Consider the following 17659-nt stretch of genomic DNA (forward strand, 5'->3'; position numbering starts at 1 on the left):
GTCTATACCTACCGTACGTGAGTTGGCGCCTGGACGCCGACACATGATCTACCCCGCGCACACCGCCATGCTCGACACTCGCAGCCAGGAGGCGTCCCGTGCCCACCACCGTGCTGAGCGATATCGGCACCCTCGTCACCAACGACCCGGCGCTGGGCGACGGCCCGCTGGGGATCCGGCGCGAGGCCGCGCTCGTCATCGACGACGGACGGGTGGTGTGGGTCGGTGACAGTGCCGGCGCACCCGCAGCCGACACCGGATTCGATCTCGCCGGGCGCGCGGTGCTGCCGGGATTCGTCGAATCGCATGCACACCTGGTCTTCGCGGGCGATCGCGCCGAGGAGTTCGCGGCCAGGATGGCGGGGCTGCCCTACGCGGCGGGTGGCATCCGCACCACCATCGAGGCGACAAGGGCCGCTACCGACGAGCAACTCGCGGCGACGGTGCGCGGGCTGCTGGACGAGTCGTTGCGGGCGGGCAGCACCACTGTCGAATGCAAGAGCGGCTACGGGCAAACCGTCGCGGACGAACTGCGCAGCGTCCAGATCGCGGCACGGTTCACCGACGAGGTGACCCTGCTCGCCGCGCATGTGCCGCCACCCGAATACGCCGGGCGCACCGACGAATACGTGACGATGGTGTGCGCGGAGATGATTCCGCGATGCGCGCCCTACGCCCGGTGGATCGACGTGTTCTGCGAGCAGGGCGCTTTCGACCGCGACCAGGCGCATGCCGTGCTGACCGCGGGGATCGCGCACGGGCTGGTGCCGCGCGTACACGGCAATCAGCTGCATCAGGGACCGGGCGTGCGGCTGGCCGTCGAACTCGGTGCCGCGTCGGTGGATCATGTCTCGCAGGTGAACCGTGCCGATATCGCCGCACTCGCCGACAGCGACACGGTGGCCACGCTGCTACCCGGCGCCGACTTCTGTACGCGCAACAGCTATCCCGATGCCAGAGCGCTGCTGGAGGCGGGAGTCACCGTCGCGCTCGGCGCGGACTGCAATCCGGGCACCAGCTACACGACGAGCTTGCCGTTCTGTATCGCGCTAGCCGTGCGGGAGATGCACATGACGCCCGACGAAGCGGTCTGGGCGGCGACAGCGGGTGGGGCGAAGGCGTTGCGGCGCAGCGATATCGGTGCCCTCTCCCCCGGTTTCCGGGCCGATGCCATCGCACTGGAGGCCCCATCGCATCTGCATCTCGCCTACCGCCCCGGCGTTCCCCTGGTCGGCCAGGTATGGCGTGAGGGTGTGCTCGTTGTGCCGAATCGAGGTGCGGCACAGTGACTTCCGACCCCGCATGGACAGGTCGCGTGGACGGCACGGCGCCCGAGTATCTGCGCTGGCATCAGGTGGTGACGCCCTACGAGCCGGGTGAGGATCCCGGGGCGTGCGTGTTCGTCGGCTTCGCCTGCGAGGAAGGGGTGCGCCGGAACAAGGGCCGCCTCGGGGCAGCGCAGGGGCCGGACGCGCTGCGGCGGGCACTGTCACCGATGGCACTCGCCACGCACCTGCGAGCCTTCGACGCGGGCACGATCGCCGTCACCGACGACCGGCTGGAGGACGGTCAGCGCCGACTGGGCCAGACCGTGTCCGCGCTGCTCGACGACGGCGCGTTCCCGGTCGTCCTCGGCGGCGGTCACGAGCTCGCCTACGGCACCTACCTCGGGCTGGCCGGTTCCGCCCGCCGCGCGCCGGGCAGCATCGTCGGAATCCTCAATCTCGACGCACATTTCGACCTGCGCCCCGATCCCACGCCCACCTCCGGTACCCCGTTCCGGCAGATACTCGAGACCGACGAGGACGTCCGGTACGCGGTGATCGGGATCAGCCAGCCCAGCAACACCAGGAACTTGTTCGACACCGCGCACAGATTCGGTGTGCGCTATCTGCTCGACGACGACTGCGAGCCGACCCGGGTCGCCACCTTCGTCGACGATTTCCTGGACGGGATCGACCTGCTGTACCTCACCATCGACCTCGATGTACTGCCCGCGGCGGTCGCTCCCGGCGTGAGTGCCCCTGCGGCATACGGTGTTGCGTTGTCCACGATCCAGTCCGTCGGCGACCGTGTCACCGCCAGCGGCACCCTCGCGGTCGTCGACATCGCCGAACTCAACCCCCGCCTCGACATCGACAACCGCACCGCCCGCACCGCCGCCCGCATCGTCCACCGCATCGTCACCCGACACGTCGAGTGAGACCCGGTGCGCGACAGCCACTCAGAAGTAGGTCTGACCGTGGCACTGTTGCGGCGCAAACGGGTCCTCGATCGGGCGCTCCTGAAGCCGGGTCGTCATTCTGCGAGCGGGTCGACCTCCACACGCTGCTTGCGACCGGCCACCAGGCGCATGACCGGTTCCACGATGCGGGCACCGATCGGGCCGATGATGGCCATCAGGAGCACGTAGGTGGTGGCCAGCGCCGCGAATTCGTCGGGCACCGCACCCGCGGCCACCGCGAGACCCGCGATGACGATCGAGAATTCGCCGCGCGCGATCAGGGCCGTACCGGCGCGGGCTCGGCCCAGCGATGACGCCCCCGCACGTTTGGCCGCCCACCAGCCCGTGGCGATCTTGGTGACGGTGGTGACCACGGCCAGCAGGATCGCCCACCCCAGTACCGGCGGGATGGTCGTCGGATCGGTGCTCAAACCGAACAGCACGAAGAACATCGCCGCGAACAGATCACGCAGTGGTTCGAGGATCTTGGTGGCGTCGTGCGCGGTCGAATCCGAGATCGCGATACCGAGCAGGAACGCGCCGACCGCCGCCGACACCTGCACCGCCGAGGCGATACCCGCCACCAGCAGCGCCGAACCGAGCAGCTTGAGCAGGAAGATCTCCCGATCCTCACTGGCCACGATCGCCGAGACGTATTTGCCGTAGCGCAGCGCGACGACGAGCACCACGGTCACCGCGACCAGCGCGATACCCACGGTGGTCATCCCGGCCACGAACCCGACACCGGCCAGCACCGCGGTGAGCACCGGCAGATACACCGCCATCGCCAGGTCCTCGAACACCAGGATCGACAGGATCGTCGGCGTCTCCCGGTTACCCAGTCGACCCAGGTCGTTGAGCACCTTGGCGACGATGCCGGAGGAGGAGATGTAGGTGACACCGGCCATCGCGATCGCCCCGGTCGGCCCGAGGCCGAGCATCAGCGCCACGATCACCCCGGGTGTCGCGTTGAGCACCAGGTCGAGCAGGCCCGCGGGCCACGATTTACGCATGCCGGTGACCAATTCACCGGCGGTGTATTCCAATCCGAGCAGTAACAGCAGCAGTACGACGCCGATCTCGCTGGCGATGTGGATGAAGTCCTCCACCTCGTGCAGCTCGATCAGCCCGCCGGTACCGAAGACCAGACCACCGAGCAGGTAGAGCGGGATCGGCGAGAGGCCGATGCGGGCCGCGATCCGCCCGAGTACACCCAACCCGAAGAACACAGCCCCCAGCTGGATCAAAGCCAGCGCGGTTCCACTGATCTGCACCGGCTCAGCCGTCGGTCAAGATCGAAGCGGCGGCGTCGAGCCCGGCATTCGTGCCGACCACGACGACCATATCGCCACTGGCGAACACGAACTCCGGTCCCGGCGATGCCAGGACCTGCCCCGCGCGCAGGACCGCCACGATCGAGGCGCGGGTCTTGGTCCGCATCTCGGTATCGCCCAACCGCCGTGACGCATACGGCGAATTGGGCGGCACCGGCATAGATCGCGTGCTCACTCCGTCGAGTTCGCGATGTTCTTCACGCAGTTGCGCGACCAGCTGCGGTGCGCCGAGCAGGCTCGCCAACGTGCGGGCCTCGACCGCGGACAGTGGAATCTGAACGGTCGCATCAGGATCGCCGACCTTGGTGAAAATCAGGTCGGTACCACCGTCGCGGTGGTCGACGATGCCGATGCGGCGGTCCACCTTCGACAGCGAAAATTCTTTGCGGACACCGATTCCCGGCAGGGATGTGACTTCTACATTCATGGGATCACCTAACCTCAGCTAGGGGATACCTTACCTGCCCTTTACTATCGGTATGGATTCATCAACCGGCGCCGAGCAGCCGCCCCGCCGCGTCGAGACCCTCGTCGGTGCCGACCACCACGACCAGATCACCGGGGATGAAGGTGAAATCGGTTCCCGGCGACGGGGTCACCTCGCCCGCGCGCACCACCGCGACGACCGAAGCCTTGGTGCGGGTGCGCATCTCGGTGTCGCGCAACGGTCGACCGTCGAAGCGACTGCCACGGTCGATCGCGAAGTGCCTGGTCGACAGCTCGCCCGCACTGTGGGTCTCGCGCGTCTTCTGCACCACCTGCGGCGCGCCGAGTAATCCGGCCAGCACGCCGATCTCGGTGTCCGACAAGGGAATCGAGGTGGTCGAGTCGTAATCACCGGCGCGCGAGACGACCAGGTCGACCGAGCCGTCGCGATGCTCGATCACGCCGATCCGGCGACGCGCCTGCGCCAGCGGAAAGTCCTTGCACACGCCGATTCCCGGTAAAGGCGTCACATCGATGTTCACGCCCTCACAGTACGACCAGAGAGGAATAACACCACCCCCTGCCCTGCGCACCCGTCCGTCGACGCTCGGCGCGAACGCCGGTCCGGCCTCGGCGCCTGCGAGAACCGAGAACTTGGCGCGCGGCTAGCGCGCGAATCGCCGGCGGGTGGCGCCGTGCGGATCGGTGAGCGCCTGGGCCGCGCCGATCCCGGCCGAATGTCCTCGACCGTCCGGACTCGCGGTACCGAGGAACTGAGCGGTCTCGAGCGACGCGAGACCGGCGCCGACCATGGCGATCGAGCGGCGCTACCCGCTGTGGCTTGCGTATTCGGGCGAAGTCGGGTGTTGTTGAACAGTGACCAACTCTTCCGGAGACGCGTATCCACTCACGGACACGATGACCACCACGACGGCGGTACACGACGGCGTCACGGTGCTGACGGTGACCGGCGAGGTCGACCTGGCGACCGCACCCGCCCTCGATGCCACCATCGAGGCCATTCTGGCCGAGAAACCGGCGGCGCTGGTGATCGACCTGACCGCGGTCGGGTTCTTGGCGTCGGCGGGCATGGCGACGCTGGTCGCCGCGCATCAGCGGGCGGGCGAGACCACCTCGATCGCGGTCGTTGCCGACGGACCCGCCACCAGCCGTCAGCTGAAGATGACGAGCCTGGACCAGGTGTTCGCCATGCACACCACCCTGGACGCCGCCTTGGCGTCGTTCACGTCCTGACACAGTGAAACGCGCCGCCGACCGGAAACCACTCCGGCGGCGGCGCGTTTGTCGTCGGTGGGTGTCAGCAGAGGGTGCGCAGCTGCTCGATCAGCTTCACGCGACCGGCGGCGTTCTCGGCGATCGGCGTGACGTTGAGCGTGGTGACGCCCGCCTCGGCCATCGCAGCGACGCGCTCCTTCACGAAGCTCTCCGGGCCGATCAGCGACACGTCGCGCACCAGCTCGTCGGGCACGGCCTTGGCCGCGCCCTGCTTGTCACCGGCCAGGTACAGCTCCTGGATGCGGTCGGCGGCCGCGCCGTAGCCGTACTTGGTGGCGAGGGTGTGATAGAAGTTCTTGCCCTTGGCGCCCATACCGCCGATGTAGAGCGCCAGGTGCGGCTTCACGAACTCGAGCAGCGGGGTCACGTTCTCACCGATCGCCAGCGCGGGACCGGCGAAGATGTCGAGCTCGCCCAGCGCCGGGTCACGCTTGGCCTTGCCCGCGGCGAGCGCGTCGCCCCACACATCCTTCGCCTTCTCCGGCAGGAAGAAGATCGGCTGCCAGCCGTTGGCGACCTCGGCGGCCAGCTCGACGTTCTTCGGACCGAGCGCGGCCAGCAGCACCGGAATGTCTTCGCGCACCGGGTGATTGATCAGCTTGAGCTCTTTGCCGAGGCCGGTGCCGCGGTCGGCGGGCAGCGGGATCTGGTAGTACTTGCCCTGGTAGTTGAGCTTCTCGCGACGCCACACCTTGCGGCAGATCTCCACCAGTTCGCGGGTGCGCCCGATCGGAGCGTCGTAGGGCACGCCGTGAAAGCCCTCGATGACCTGCGGACCCGAGGCGCCGATGCCGAGGATGAAGCGACCGTCGGAGACGAAGTCGAGCCCCGCCGCGGTCATCGCGGTGAGGCTGGGGGTCCGGGTGTAGAGCTGCAGGATGCCCGAGGCCAGCTGCACCCGCTCGGTGCGGGCGGCCAGGAAGCCCAGCGCGCTCACCGCGTCGAACGAGTACGCCTCCGGCACGAAGACGATGTCGAGGCCGGCGCGCTCCAGGTCGGCGACCTCGGCCGCCGTCTCCTTGAAACCGCCCGAATAGTTGATGCTCAATCCGATCCGCATGCACTCAACATAGCCTCGGACAATGCGCACACCCCGACCGGTCGGTCTGTCGACACAGGTGCTGGTCGCGCGGGGTGCGTGGGCTGGCACGCGGTAGCGTTGAGGCAAGATTCCACGCAGTTCTCGCCGCATCGAAAGGCCACCCCGTCGTGTCGCAGCCCACCGTGTCGCCGCAGCAGATCGCCCCCTCCTTCGGTTCGGTGACCTTGGAGCACTATCTGTCAGAGCTGGCCGCGAAGGTGCCCGCCCCCGGCGGCGGGGCCGTGGCCGCGCTGCACGCCGCGCAGGCCGCCGCGCTGGTGGCGATGGTGGCGCGCTACACCACCCGCGCCAAGGACGCGCAGAACCGGCCGGTGATCGACCAGATCATCGTGGCCGCCGATGCCGCGCTGGCCAGGTCCCTCGAACTCGCCGACGCCGACGCGGCCGCGTTCACCGCCGTCGGTGCCGCCTACAAGCTGCCCAAGGACACCGACGCCGAGATCGCCGCCCGCACCGCGGCGATCAACGAGGCACTGGTCGAAGCCGCCCGCGTGCCCGCCGCTGTGGTCGACGAGGCCGACGAAATCCTCTCGCTGGCCGCCGAACTGCTGCCGATCGGCAATCCGAACGTGGTCACCGATATCGGTGCCGCCGCCGACGCCGCCCGCGCCGCGGCGATGAGCTCGCAGCTCAACATCGAAATCAATGTGGGCTCCCTGCCCGCCGACCTCGGTGACCCGTTCGCCGCCGCCCTGCTGCGCGTGGACACCATCGCCGCGCGCGCCGACGCCCTGCACGGCGACGTGCTGCACGCCGTGCGCGGCTGAGTCGGCCGTCCGCGGTGCGCACGATCTCGCCGCGGACCCGGCCGGATTCGCTGCGCCGATGCGCGGCGGCGATCTGCCACGATGCCGCCTCGGATGGAGTACAGCATCACCGATCTCGAAGTGAGAACGTTTTTTCGAGGTCCCGACCTGCACTGACGCAAGACGACACACCGGTACACCCGTTGGCCGTTACCACTTCGATAGGTCGAGTTGATCATGGCGGCCTAGACTTGGAATCCGCCTACGAGTGAGTGAAGGGGTGGCGTTTATGAGGAACGCAGTTCGTTTCCTGTTCGTCGCGATCATGGCGGCAATACTGGCCGCATCCTGGTCGGGAGCCGCGTCCGCGGACTTGATCGGAGGCCAGCGCACCCAATACGGCGGTGGCACATACGCCGAGGCGAACCTGTCGACGCACACCTTCACCGTGAGCCAGGGCGGACAGGTCGTGCGGGTGATGCCCGCGTCGATGGGCAAGCCCGGTTTCGAGACGCCCACCGGCACCTTCAGCGTTCTGGAGAAGGACCGGTCGGTGGTGTTCGACTCACGGACCATCGGCATCCCGCTCGATGATCCGGAGGGCTACATCATCGATGGTGAATACGCGGTGCGGCTCACCTGGGGTGGCGTGATGGTGCACTCGGCACCCTGGTCGGTGGACTCGCAGGGCAACGCCAACGTGAGTCACGGCTGCATCAACCTCGCACCCGACGACGCCGCCTGGTACTTCGAGAATGTCGGCATCGGCGATCAGGTCTACATCCACTGGTAAACATTTCCCTCGTGGCATTCGGCGATCGCGCCGTCAGGGCAGTATCGTGCCCGTAACGAAATCGTTGCGGGACATACCCTGACGGCGACGAGCCTGATGAAGGTGGGGCGATGGATCGACCGGAAGCGCACAGACCGATCGGGGCTCGACAGCAGGACCCGGGCTCGGCCGGTGCTCCGCTCGCGGCACTCACCCCGATTCGGCGGTCCCGCGACCTGAGCGCGCCACGGCCTCGTCGGCTGAGCGAGCAGCCGGTCAGCGGTGCGCGCCATCGCATCGAGGGTGGACCGACGACACCGGCCGGCATTCCGGTCGTTCCGGCCGCCGGACTACGAGACTCCGAGTACGGCAGGGTCGTTCCGGGGGACGCCACCGTCACCGACCGGCTGCCCGTGGTCGGCGGAAAATACGATCCCGGTGCGCGCCACAGCATTCCGGACACCGCGTTCTCGATCGACGACAACGGGCCCGACACCGACGAAATCCCGATCATCACCTCCCCTGCCCCCACGTGGGCGGCCATCGATTGGCCCACGCGAGGCAATGACACCGCGGTGACCCAGCATTCGCATCGCGCACCCGAGGACCGTGGTGCGGACACCTTCCCACCGCGCCCCGCGGCAACCTACAGCGGTGCCGACACCTTCCCGCCACGCCCCGCAGCGACCTACAGCGGTACCAACACCTTCCCGCCACGCCCCGCAGCCACCTACAGCGGTACCGACACCTTCCCGCCACGCCCCGCAGCCACCTACAGCGGTACCGACACCTTCCCGCCACGCCCCGCAGCCACCTACAGCGGTACCAACACCTTCCCGCCACGCCCGGCACCCGATTACCGCGACGCGGACACCTTTACGTCACGTGCGACAGCCGACGCCCGTGGTGCGGACAGCGAGCCCTCGCGTCCCGCACCCGATTACAACGGTGATGACGAAGTCTTCGCGCGAATGATCGACCGCTCCAAGCGACGGCGCGTGCCCCGATGGGTCGCACCACTGGTCGCCTCGGTGGCCGGTGTCGTCCTGCTCGGCGGCACCTATGTCCAACTGCGCGGGCCCGCACCGGCATCCACGGCGGCGAGCACTCCGCTCGTGCCGGGCTCGGCGAGCCCGGTGACGGTCGAGTGCCCCACCGAGCAGATCGGCGCCATGGTGCGGGGCAACGGCTCCGGCGGCACCGAGTCCGGCATCGCGGCGATCCTGGCCTTCCAGCACGCCTATTACGTCGCGCGATCCGGTGATCAGGCGCGGACCCTCGTGGCCGCCGGTGCCGTGGCACCCTCCGCGGCCGCCATCCAGGCCGGAATCGACTCCACTCCGGTGGGAACCACGCACTGTGTGGAGATCACCCCGGGTGCCTTCGCCGATCAGTACCTTGTCAAGGTCACCGCGTTCCGGCCGGATTCGGCGCCGAGCACCTACACACCGCAGCTGGTGGAGACCGCCGTGGTCGGCAAGAAAACGCTGATCACCTCGTTCGGGGCGGCACCGCGCTAGACCCGAACGAGGGGCCGATCAGCAGCTGAGCGATCGCACAGCCCGATCACGAAAGGCGTTCAGGCGCGGGCGTTCTCGGCCGCGACGACCACGTGGCGCATGAGCAGCGCGGTGGTCACCGGGCCGACACCACCGGGGACGGGGCTCAGCGCCGCCGCCTTGCCGATGACCGACGCCGCGTCGACATCGCCCACGATGCCGCCGTCTTCGGCTTCATTGGTGCCCACGTCGATCACCACGGCGCCGTCGCCGATGTGCTTGCCGGTGACCAGGCCGATCCGGCCCGCCGCGGCGACCACGATATCGGCGGGGGTGGTGACCGCGGCCAGGTCCGCGGTGCGTGAGTGCGCGACGGTGACGGTCGCGTTCTCGGCGAGCAGCAGCTGAGCCACGGGCTTGCCGACGATATTGGAGCGGCCGACCACGGTGACGAGGCGGCCCTGCAGCGCGATGCCGTGATGCTTCAGCAACTCGACGACCGCCTCGGAGGTGGCGGGGACGAAACCGTCGAGGCCGGAGGCGAGCAGGCCGAGCGACAGCGGGCTGACGCCGTCCACGTCCTTGGCCGCGGCGATCGCCGAACTCACGTCGTCGAGGTTCACGCCCGCGGGCAGCGGGGTCTGCAGCATGATCGCGTCGGTGGCCGGGTCGGCGCTGCGCGCGTTCAGTTCGGCGCGAATCGCCTCGGCGCTCGCGTCGGCACCGAGATCGATGCGCTCGCAGGCGATTCCGAGCCGCTCGGCGGCCTTGCGCAGCGAGTTCACGTACCAGGCGCTCGCCGGGTCGTCGTTGGCGACGATCAGCGCCAGCGTCGGCGCGGTGCCCGCGGCGGTGAGCGCGGCCGCGCGCTCCTTCGAGTCGGCGTTGATGGCGGCGGCGAGTTCCTTGCCGGTCAGCGAAGCGGTATCCACGGTGAGTCACCTTATCCGCCGCCGGGCCGACGGCCTGCCGCCGGGCCGCGACGCGCGCAAGCTGGTCGAGGTCCGCCGCGGCCCTGAGCTCCGGTCGTAGGGTGTTGCCTGCTCTGTCATCAGCTATGCCAGCACGTACCGAACCGTTCGCGGGAAGGGTATCGACTGTCGTGAGGATCTCGAGGCATTGGAAACAGGTGGCCGCCGCTGTCGTCACCGCAGCCGCACTGACGGGCACCGCGGTCGGCCCCGCCGCCGCGGAGGCGGACGTGGCCGCGCTGTACAACTCGGCGCAGCGGCATTTCGCCGACGGTGACGATGCCGCGGGGCGAGCCGACCTGCGCGCCCTCATCGCCGCCGATCCGCAGGACGCCGAGGCGCTCGCGCTACAGGCGATCTGGTCGCACTACGCGGGCGACACCGCCGCCGTCGGCGACGCGCTGGCCCGGCTCGGCGGGATCGACGCCGGCATGGCGGCGGGTACCAACCATGTGCTGCACGCGGTGACCGCGGCCGCCGCTACCCTGCCCAATCCGCTGCCCGCACTGGTCGGTCCGCAGACCGGCATCGTGGTCCTCGGCTACGGCCTGTTACCCGACGGCGCGCTGCGACCGGAGCTGGAGAACCGGCTCACCGCGGCGTGGTTGCAGGCGGTCGCCGCACCGTTGTCCCCGGTGATCGTGACCGGCGGCAATCCGCAGAACGGCATCTCCGAGGCCGAGGCCATGCGGCGCTGGCTGGTCGCGCGCGGGCTGCCGGGCGATCGGATCCATGTGGAGGATCGGGCCGGGTCGACGGTGCAGAACGCACTGTTCAGTACCCGGCTGCTGCGCGATCTCGGTGCGACCAGCGCGGTGGTGGTGACCTCCCCGAATCACATTCGGCGCGCGGTCGCCGACTTCATCGTGGCGGGGACGGCTGTGGTCGGGGCGATGACCTCGCTCGAACAGCTGGTTTCCCAGTTGCCCCCGCCCGCGCGCCAGGCCCAGCGCGGGATCTACCTCGACGCGACCCGCACCTTCGAACTCGACACTGCACGCTGAGTCGTGGCTTCCCGACCACGGCGCGCGGTGATAATTCGCTTGCCCGGTCAGGAACAATCGGCGCATGAGCGGTTCCAGTTTCCCCGAGGTGGTCGTGACGTTGCGGCGTGCGGGATGTGTGTTCGCCGAGGACGAGGCCACGCTGTTGATCGAGGCGGCCCTCGGCGATCCACGGCGGCTGGATGCGTTGGTCCGACAGCGGATCTCAGGGACTCCGCTCGAATATCTGCTCGGCTGGGTGGAATTCCGTGGGCTGCGAGTCGGGGTGCGACCAGGGGTTTTCGTGCCGCGTCAGCGCACCGCGTTTCTGGTGGATCAGGCGGTGGACGGCGTCGCGCCGGGCACGACGCGAGCCTGTGTGGTCGACCTGTGTTGTGGCTGTGGGGCACTCGGGCTGAGCGCGGCGACGGAGCTCACCGCACGGGGGTGCGATGTCGAGCTCGTCGCCGCTGATATCGACTCCGTCGCCGTCGCCTGCGCGCGTGAGAATCTCGCGCCGCTGAGCGCACCGGTGTTCGGTGGTGATCTGTTCGACGCGCTGCCGGGCGACCTGCGCGGGCGCATCGACATCATGCTCGCGAACACACCATATGTGCCCAGCGCCCGGGTCGCGGACCTGCCGCCGGAAGCGCGCGAGCACGAGCCGCTGACCGCACTGGACGGTGGGACGGACGGGCTCGATGTGTTCCGGCGGGTCGCCGAGGGTGCGGCCACCTGGCTGGCGCCGGGCGGCACCGTGCTGGTGGAAACCGGGGCGGGGCAGGTCGATACCGCGTGCTCGGTGCTCACCGCGCATGGTCTCCTACCCCGCGTGGCAGAGTCGCAGGAGTATTACGCCACCGTGATCGTCGGTACCAGGGAATCTCGCTGATCGCCGCCACCACACGCTGAACCACTAGCCGAGACCCGATCAGGGATTTCGACATGGCAGTCGATGCCGACGTGCACACACTGTCGCGCGACATGACGATGCCCCCGTCGAACGATCGCCGCCACGACCGGTCGACGGGGGCACCCCCGCACCGAATGCCTACTTGCGTCCGGTGAACTGATCCATCGAGTGGTACACGCCCACCGCGTTCAGGTACAGGTCGCGAACCTTGATCGGCAGCAGACCGGTCAGCGCCCGGTTCATCCGTGAGGTCCACGGCAGCACCACCAGGGCACCGCCCTTCTTCATCTCCGACCACGAGGTGTCGACAACATCGTTCTGCTCGAGCATCGGCGTGAACAGAATGCCCTTCGCACCGTCGAACATGCCGGTGTTGATGTAGGTCGGACAGACCGTGGTGACCTTCACGTGGTCGTGGCCCGCTTGCTCCAGCTCGATACGCACCGAATCCGACCAGCCGAGCGCCGCCCACTTCGACCCCGCGTACACGGCCATGCGCGGGTTGGCGACCAGACCGGCCGACGACGCGATATTGAGCACGCGCGCCTGGCCCGCACCGGCGACCATGCCGGGCAGGAACTCCAGGGTGACATACATCGGGGCCAGCGAGTTGATCGCCATCGTCTTGTCGATGTCGGAGCGGTTCTCGGTTTCCCAGAAGTAGGTGTTGCCGCGCACGATGCCCGCGTTGTTGACCAGGATGTCGATGCCGCCGACCTCCTTGCGCACCACCTCGCCCGCCTCGCGAATCGCGTCCTGCGACGACACATCCACCACGTAGTAGTGCACCTTGCCGCCCGCGGCGGTCAGCTGCGCCGCGGTCTCGCGCAGCGTCAGCTCGTTGATATCCCACAGCACCACCGCGTCGGCGCCTTCGGCAACGGCCTTCTCGGCGAACAACTTACCGAGTCCCATGGCCGCGCCGGTGATCAGGACCCGCTTGCCTGCGACCGTTTCCAGCTTCATCTCTGCTACCTACCCTGCTCGTGTTCGGTTACTTCTGGCGCAGCGTCTTCATGACGCCGAAAACCAGCGTCATCGTCTTTGCCCACATCTGCTCGGACATGCCGGGCAGCGGCGCGATCGGCAGCACCCGCTGGACCGCGATGGTCTGGGTGTCGATGTACTTCAGCAGGCCTTCCGCACCGTGGCGACGCCCCTGGCCGGAGATACCGAGACCACCCGACGGCGCGTCGATGCTGCCCCAGGCGGCGCTGAAACCCTCGTTCACGTTGACCGAACCGGCGTTGATCCGGGCAGCGATCTCCTTGCCGCGGTTCACGTCCCGGCTCCATACGCAGGCGTTGAGGCCGTAGGCGGTGTCGTTGGCGGCCTCGACGGCGGCCTCGTCGGAGTCGACCTTGTACACCGAGACCACCGGGCCGAAGGTCTCCTCGCGGTAGACCGTCATGCCGGGCGCCACGTCCGCGAGCACGGTGGGCTCGTAGAAGTACGGACCGAGATCCGGGCGGGCACGACCACCGGCGAGCACCTTGGCGCCCTTGGCGACCGCGTCGTCCACGTGTGCGCTGACGGTGTCGAGCTGACGCTGGAAGGTCAGCGAACCCATGTCCCGGCTGTAGTCGAGTTCGCCGCCGAGCGACATGTTCTTGACATTGCCGACGAATTCCGCGACGAACTGGTCGTAGACCGACGCGTCGACATAGATGCGTTCCATCGACTCACACAGCTGACCGGCCGAGGAGTAGCACGCGCGCACAGCCAGTTTCGCGGCCTTGGAGACATCGGCGTCTGCCAGCACGAGCATCGGGTTCTTGCCACCGAGTTCGAGGGAGTAGCCGATCAGACGCTCACCGGCCTGCTGGGCGATGGTCCGGCCGGTAGCGCTGGAACCGGTGTAGTCGACATAGTCGGCGCGCGCGATCACCTCGCCACCGATTTCGCGGCCACGGCCGAGCACGGCCTGCCACAGACCACGCGGCAGCCCGGCCCGCTCGGCGGCGTCGATAGCCCACAGCGCCGAGACCGCCGTCTGGTTGTCGGGGCGCGCGATGACCGCGTTGCCCGCGATCAGGGCGGGCAACGCGTCGGAAGCCGCCAGGGCGAGGGGGTAGTTCCACGGCGAGATGACCGCGACGACGCCCTTGGGCCGGTTGCGCACCTCGACCGAGGTGAGCACCGGCAGCACCCCGCGCGGCTTGCGCTCGGCGAGCAGGGTGGGAGCGACGGTGGCGTAGTAGCGCGCGTTGAGCGCGACGTCGGCGATCTCGTCGAAGGCGTGCGGCCGGGACTTGCCGGTCTCGGTCTGCACGATGTCGAGGATGGTGTCCTGCTCGGCGAGCACGATGTCGTGGAAGCGGCGCACGATCTCGGCGCGCTGCTTGACTCCCACCTTGGCCCAGTCGCGCTGCGCGTGCCTGGCGACGGCGAAGGCGCGCTCGATATCGGCCACCGAGGACTGCGGCAGGTCGCCGATCTTGTGGCCGGTGGCCGGGGCGAAGACCGCGACCGACGGTGCGCCACCGGCGACTCCGCGCTCGAACAGGGGCTTCACCAGCGCGGCGGGCAGCGCGGTGGGTTCGGCGGTCAGCTCGGGGGCTGTCGTCATTGTCGGCCCTTCTCTTCAACAGGTGGATCGCGCGGAACGGATCGCGCACGTTCAGGTCATTTACTGAACACTAGTGTTAGATTAATGCCAGCGCCCTGGTTCGTGTCAAGCTTTCAGTGCGCGATGACCGGCTGTGAGGGAGGTGCGATGACCGGGGAATCGACGGCGGTGCGTCGCGGGCGCCCGCCGCAAACCCAGCAGCAGGCCGACGAGGTCCGCGCCAGGATCGTCGAGGCGACCGCCGCGGTGTTCGCGCGCAACGGCTCGCGCGGGTTGAGCGTCGCCCAGATCATCGAAGAGGCCGGGCTGGCCAGACCCACTTTCTACCGCTATTTCGGCAATGCGTCCGAGCCGCTGCACGCGGTACTCGACGCGTCCAACGAGGGTCTGGTCGGCGGAATCCGCGCGGCACTGGCAGGTACCGGCGAGCCGGTGCAGCTGGGTATCCGGCTGATCGACGCGTATGTGGACTGGGCGCGCGGGCACGGCCCGATGCTGCGGCCCTTGTTCGCCGAGCTGCACGATCCCCGGTCGGTCGTCTCGGGCTACCGCGAACGCGCGCTCGACGACATTCGCGATCTGGTGCGCAAGACCTTCGGCGATCTCGGGCGCCCGGTGCCCGCCCCGCTCGACCTGGACGCGGCACTGCACGTGTGCGAGTACGTCGTCTACCGGCTCACCGAGGGCAGCGAGCCGGGTAGCGATCCCGATCCGGCGCTGGCGTCCGAGGCCAGGGTGACGATGATTCGCGTGCTGCTGGTCACCCTCGGCACCCGCGACGATCTCGCCTACGCGATGGAACTACCCGGCCTGTTCCCCGACCTGTAAGCGCCGCCGGTTCCTCGGCAGCACGACCAGCCGTGGCCAGGGCGATCGACAGCAGCGCCGCACCGGCCCGCGACAGCTGGGTCGAGCGTTGGACGAGGGTGCCGAGTAGGCCGCCGGTCTACTCCGCACAGAATCTCCACATTTGGCGACGCAACCCTCCACACCGGCTCGCTAGGGTCGCACCATGGAAAACAGTGGGGGCGGTCCAGGACAGGCGGCACGCCGGATCCTGGTGGTCGACGACGAGGTGACGATCGCCGAGTCCGTGGCCGCCAGGTTGCGTGCCGAGGGGTTCACCGTCGACCTGGCACACGACGGGCCTGCCGCAGTGGCGGCTGCCCTGGCGGGGGAACCCGATCTGGTGGTCCTCGACGTCATGCTGCCGGGGTTCGACGGGCTGGAGGTGTGCCGCCGGATCCAAGCCGAGCGCCACGTGCCCGTCCTCATGCTCACCGCGCGCACCGACGAGACCGACCAGCTCATCGGCCTCGGTGTCGGCGCCGACGACTATCTCACCAAGCCGTTCTCGATGCGGGTGCTCGCCGCCCGCGTGCACGCCCTGTTGCGGCGCGTGGACCGGGCCGCCGAGCGCGGCGACAACAGCATCGTCGTCGGTGATCTGCGGATAGATCTCGCCGAGCGGCGGGTGTGGCGCGGTGACACCGAAGCACGGCTCACCCCACTGGAATTCGACTTGCTGAGCCGGCTCGCGCAACGTCCGCGAGCGGTGCTGGCCAGGGAGCGGCTTCTGGAGGACATCTGGGACTGGTCCGACGCGGCGGGCACGCGCGCGGTGGACTCGCACGTGAAAGCATTGCGGCGCAAGCTCGGTGCCGATCTCATCCGCACCGTGCACGGTGTCGGGTATGCCTTGGACGCACGATGACGGCGCCGGAGCGCGCCGCGGCGTTGATGGACCGGATCGCCGAGGTGTTGCCGCGGCCACTGGACCGGCTGCGGTCGATCAAACTCAAACTGGCCGTGCTGATGTTGTGTTCGGGCGGTGTCGCATTCGGGTACTTCCGGCTGAAGATCGGCTGGCTGCCGCCGCGCACGACCGTGGCCGCGATCGGGATCGCGCTGCTCACCTCGCAGTTCCTCGCCCACGGCATCACCAGGCCGCTGCGCGAAATGACCTCCGCTGTCCGTCGAATGGCACAGGGCGACTACAGCTTTCGCGTGCGGGCGTCCTCGCGCGATGAGGTGGGCCAGCTCGCGACCGCGTTCAACCAGATGGCCGCCGACCTGGCCGCCGCCGACCGGCAACGTCGTGACCTCATCGCCAATGTGTCCCACGAGTTGCGCACACCGGTGACCGCACTGCATGCCGTCCTGGAAAATCTGGTCGACGGGGTGAGCGAACCCGACCCGGCGACGCTGCGCACCGCGCTGGCCCAGACCGAACGTCTCGGCCTGCTCGTCTCCGAACTCCTCGACCTGTCCAGCATCGAAGCGGGCGCGTTCACCTTGGATCGCGAAAACCTGTCGCTGACACCGCTGTTGGCGGAGGTGATCGCCGAGGCCGAGGTGATGACCGCCGCGCTGGGCCGCGGTGTCCGGTTCACGACTGCTGTCGAACCCGCCGATGGATGCGTGTTCGCCGACCGGGCGCGCCTGCATCAGGTGCTGTTCAACCTTCTCGACAACGCTGCCAGGCACGGGCCGTCCGGCGGTGAGGTCCGGGTCTCGGTGTCAACCTGCCCCGAGGGGACCGTCCTCGAGATCCAAGACGACGGACCCGGCATCCCGGAAGCCGAGCGCGCCACCGTCTTCGACCGCTTCACCCGCGGTGGTCGCACCGACGGCGGCGGCACCGGCCTCGGTCTCGCCATCGCCCGCTGGGTGATCGACCTGCACGGCGGCACCATCGCCGTCGCCGACCCCGGCTCCCGCATCCGCGTCGTCCTCCCGGACTGACCCAACATCCAGATCACCCTCCCGGCACTTCGGTCCCGGGATGCATCCGCACACCTCCAGGAGGGGAAACCCATGTCCG

17 protein-coding genes and 1 pseudogene are annotated in these 17659 nt (G+C 68.7%); 11 read left to right on the forward strand and 7 right to left on the reverse strand.

Going from position 1 to position 17659, the window contains the following annotated elements:
* Positions 1-98 precede the first annotated feature (98 nt).
* On the forward strand, positions 99-1289 hold the full coding sequence (gene hutI / locus ACTWPB_RS23935) for an imidazolonepropionase (protein WP_446222790.1): 1191 nt from the start codon (positions 99-101) through the stop codon (positions 1287-1289).
* The gene (gene hutG / locus ACTWPB_RS23940; RefSeq protein ID WP_446222791.1) at positions 1286-2203 is read left to right on the forward strand and encodes a formimidoylglutamase; all 918 of its coding nucleotides are present in this window, start codon (positions 1286-1288) and stop codon (positions 2201-2203) included. Before hutI ends, hutG begins: the two co-directional genes overlap by 4 nt.
* A gap of 95 nt (positions 2204-2298) precedes the next feature.
* Here hutG and ACTWPB_RS23945 read toward each other — a convergent pair whose 3' ends face one another.
* The 3 genes from ACTWPB_RS23945 to ACTWPB_RS23955 all read right to left on the reverse strand — a co-directional run bounded on the left by ACTWPB_RS23945 (position 2299) and on the right by ACTWPB_RS23955 (position 4526).
* Positions 2299-3492: a cation:proton antiporter gene (locus ACTWPB_RS23945; protein WP_446226460.1), complete on the reverse strand. Its 1194-nt coding sequence runs from the start codon at positions 3490-3492 to the stop codon at positions 2299-2301.
* A gap of 10 nt (positions 3493-3502) precedes the next feature.
* A complete protein-coding gene (locus tag ACTWPB_RS23950) occupies positions 3503-3985 on the reverse strand; it encodes a cation:proton antiporter regulatory subunit (RefSeq protein WP_446222792.1) in 483 nt (160 codons plus the stop codon).
* 61 nt (positions 3986-4046) lie between these two features.
* Positions 4047-4526, reverse strand: a complete 480-nt coding sequence (locus ACTWPB_RS23955) for a cation:proton antiporter regulatory subunit (protein ID WP_446222793.1) — start codon at positions 4524-4526, stop codon at positions 4047-4049.
* A 376-nt stretch (positions 4527-4902) separates the two neighbouring features.
* Here ACTWPB_RS23955 and ACTWPB_RS23960 point away from each other — a divergent pair, with 376 nt between their 5' ends.
* Positions 4903-5238: an STAS domain-containing protein gene (locus ACTWPB_RS23960; RefSeq protein ID WP_101468711.1), complete on the forward strand. Its 336-nt coding sequence runs from the start codon at positions 4903-4905 to the stop codon at positions 5236-5238.
* Between the two features lie 64 nt (positions 5239-5302).
* Here ACTWPB_RS23960 and ACTWPB_RS23965 read toward each other — a convergent pair whose 3' ends face one another.
* Positions 5303-6340 carry an LLM class F420-dependent oxidoreductase gene (locus tag ACTWPB_RS23965; RefSeq protein WP_446222794.1) on the reverse strand — a complete coding sequence of 346 codons (1038 nt, stop codon included), beginning with the start codon at positions 6338-6340 and terminating at the stop codon, positions 5303-5305.
* A gap of 149 nt (positions 6341-6489) precedes the next feature.
* On the opposite strand from ACTWPB_RS23965, the gene ACTWPB_RS23970 reads away from it, so the two are divergent.
* The 3 genes and pseudogenes from ACTWPB_RS23970 to ACTWPB_RS23980 all read left to right on the forward strand — a co-directional run bounded on the left by ACTWPB_RS23970 (position 6490) and on the right by ACTWPB_RS23980 (position 9420).
* Complete coding sequence (locus ACTWPB_RS23970) at positions 6490-7149, forward strand: cyclodeaminase/cyclohydrolase family protein (protein ID WP_446222795.1); 660 nt, start codon at positions 6490-6492, stop codon at positions 7147-7149.
* A gap of 400 nt (positions 7150-7549) precedes the next feature.
* Positions 7550-7921, forward strand: a pseudogene (locus tag ACTWPB_RS23975) (L,D-transpeptidase); the annotation flags it as partial.
* Between the two features lie 110 nt (positions 7922-8031).
* Positions 8032-9420, forward strand: a complete 1389-nt coding sequence (locus tag ACTWPB_RS23980; protein WP_446222796.1) for a hypothetical protein — start codon at positions 8032-8034, stop codon at positions 9418-9420.
* A 59-nt stretch (positions 9421-9479) separates the two neighbouring features.
* Here the strand turns inward: ACTWPB_RS23980 and ACTWPB_RS23985 are convergent, their stop codons facing one another.
* Complete coding sequence (locus ACTWPB_RS23985; RefSeq protein ID WP_446222797.1) at positions 9480-10331, reverse strand: bifunctional 5,10-methylenetetrahydrofolate dehydrogenase/5,10-methenyltetrahydrofolate cyclohydrolase; 852 nt, start codon at positions 10329-10331, stop codon at positions 9480-9482.
* 170 nt (positions 10332-10501) lie between these two features.
* On the opposite strand from ACTWPB_RS23985, the gene ACTWPB_RS23990 reads away from it, so the two are divergent.
* Positions 10502-11374: a YdcF family protein gene (locus ACTWPB_RS23990; RefSeq protein ID WP_446222798.1), complete on the forward strand. Its 873-nt coding sequence runs from the start codon at positions 10502-10504 to the stop codon at positions 11372-11374.
* A 64-nt stretch (positions 11375-11438) separates the two neighbouring features.
* Positions 11439-12245 (forward strand): putative protein N(5)-glutamine methyltransferase, encoded by an 807-nt coding sequence (locus ACTWPB_RS23995; protein ID WP_446222799.1) that lies wholly within the window; start codon positions 11439-11441, stop codon positions 12243-12245.
* Between the two features lie 159 nt (positions 12246-12404).
* Here the strand turns inward: ACTWPB_RS23995 and ACTWPB_RS24000 are convergent, their stop codons facing one another.
* The gene (locus tag ACTWPB_RS24000) at positions 12405-13232 is read right to left on the reverse strand and encodes an SDR family oxidoreductase (protein ID WP_446222800.1); all 828 of its coding nucleotides are present in this window, start codon (positions 13230-13232) and stop codon (positions 12405-12407) included.
* A 28-nt stretch (positions 13233-13260) separates the two neighbouring features.
* A complete protein-coding gene (locus ACTWPB_RS24005; protein WP_446222801.1) occupies positions 13261-14835 on the reverse strand; it encodes a succinic semialdehyde dehydrogenase in 1575 nt (524 codons plus the stop codon).
* A gap of 147 nt (positions 14836-14982) precedes the next feature.
* On the opposite strand from ACTWPB_RS24005, the gene ACTWPB_RS24010 reads away from it, so the two are divergent.
* From ACTWPB_RS24010 to ACTWPB_RS24020, 3 genes are all read left to right on the forward strand, one after another.
* On the forward strand, positions 14983-15663 hold the full coding sequence (locus tag ACTWPB_RS24010; RefSeq protein WP_446222802.1) for a TetR/AcrR family transcriptional regulator: 681 nt from the start codon (positions 14983-14985) through the stop codon (positions 15661-15663).
* A 184-nt stretch (positions 15664-15847) separates the two neighbouring features.
* Positions 15848-16549, forward strand: a complete 702-nt coding sequence (locus ACTWPB_RS24015) for a response regulator (RefSeq protein ID WP_446222803.1) — start codon at positions 15848-15850, stop codon at positions 16547-16549.
* 26 nt (positions 16550-16575) lie between these two features.
* A complete protein-coding gene (locus tag ACTWPB_RS24020; protein WP_446226461.1) occupies positions 16576-17580 on the forward strand; it encodes a HAMP domain-containing sensor histidine kinase in 1005 nt (334 codons plus the stop codon).
* Positions 17581-17659 lie beyond the last annotated feature (79 nt).

It is taken from the genome of Nocardia sp. IBHARD005 (genome assembly GCF_052814245.1).

Coding starts and splice junctions, on each gene's coding strand:
- ACTWPB_RS23950 (WP_446222792.1), bottom strand. CDS start 3,985: ATGAATGTAGAAGTCACATCCCTGCCGGGAATCGGTGTCCGCAAAGAA.
- ACTWPB_RS23960 (WP_101468711.1), top strand. CDS start 4,903: ATGACCACCACGACGGCGGTACACGACGGCGTCACGGTGCTGACGGTG.
- ACTWPB_RS23965 (WP_446222794.1), bottom strand. CDS start 6,340: ATGCGGATCGGATTGAGCATCAACTATTCGGGCGGTTTCAAGGAGACG.
- ACTWPB_RS23980 (WP_446222796.1), top strand. CDS start 8,032: ATGGATCGACCGGAAGCGCACAGACCGATCGGGGCTCGACAGCAGGAC.
- ACTWPB_RS23995 (WP_446222799.1), top strand. CDS start 11,439: ATGAGCGGTTCCAGTTTCCCCGAGGTGGTCGTGACGTTGCGGCGTGCG.
- ACTWPB_RS24000 (WP_446222800.1), bottom strand. CDS start 13,232: ATGAAGCTGGAAACGGTCGCAGGCAAGCGGGTCCTGATCACCGGCGCG.
- ACTWPB_RS24005 (WP_446222801.1), bottom strand. CDS start 14,835: ATGACGACAGCCCCCGAGCTGACCGCCGAACCCACCGCGCTGCCCGCC.
- ACTWPB_RS24010 (WP_446222802.1), top strand. CDS start 14,983: ATGACCGGGGAATCGACGGCGGTGCGTCGCGGGCGCCCGCCGCAAACC.
- ACTWPB_RS24015 (WP_446222803.1), top strand. CDS start 15,848: ATGGAAAACAGTGGGGGCGGTCCAGGACAGGCGGCACGCCGGATCCTG.
- ACTWPB_RS24020 (WP_446226461.1), top strand. CDS start 16,576: ATGGACCGGATCGCCGAGGTGTTGCCGCGGCCACTGGACCGGCTGCGG.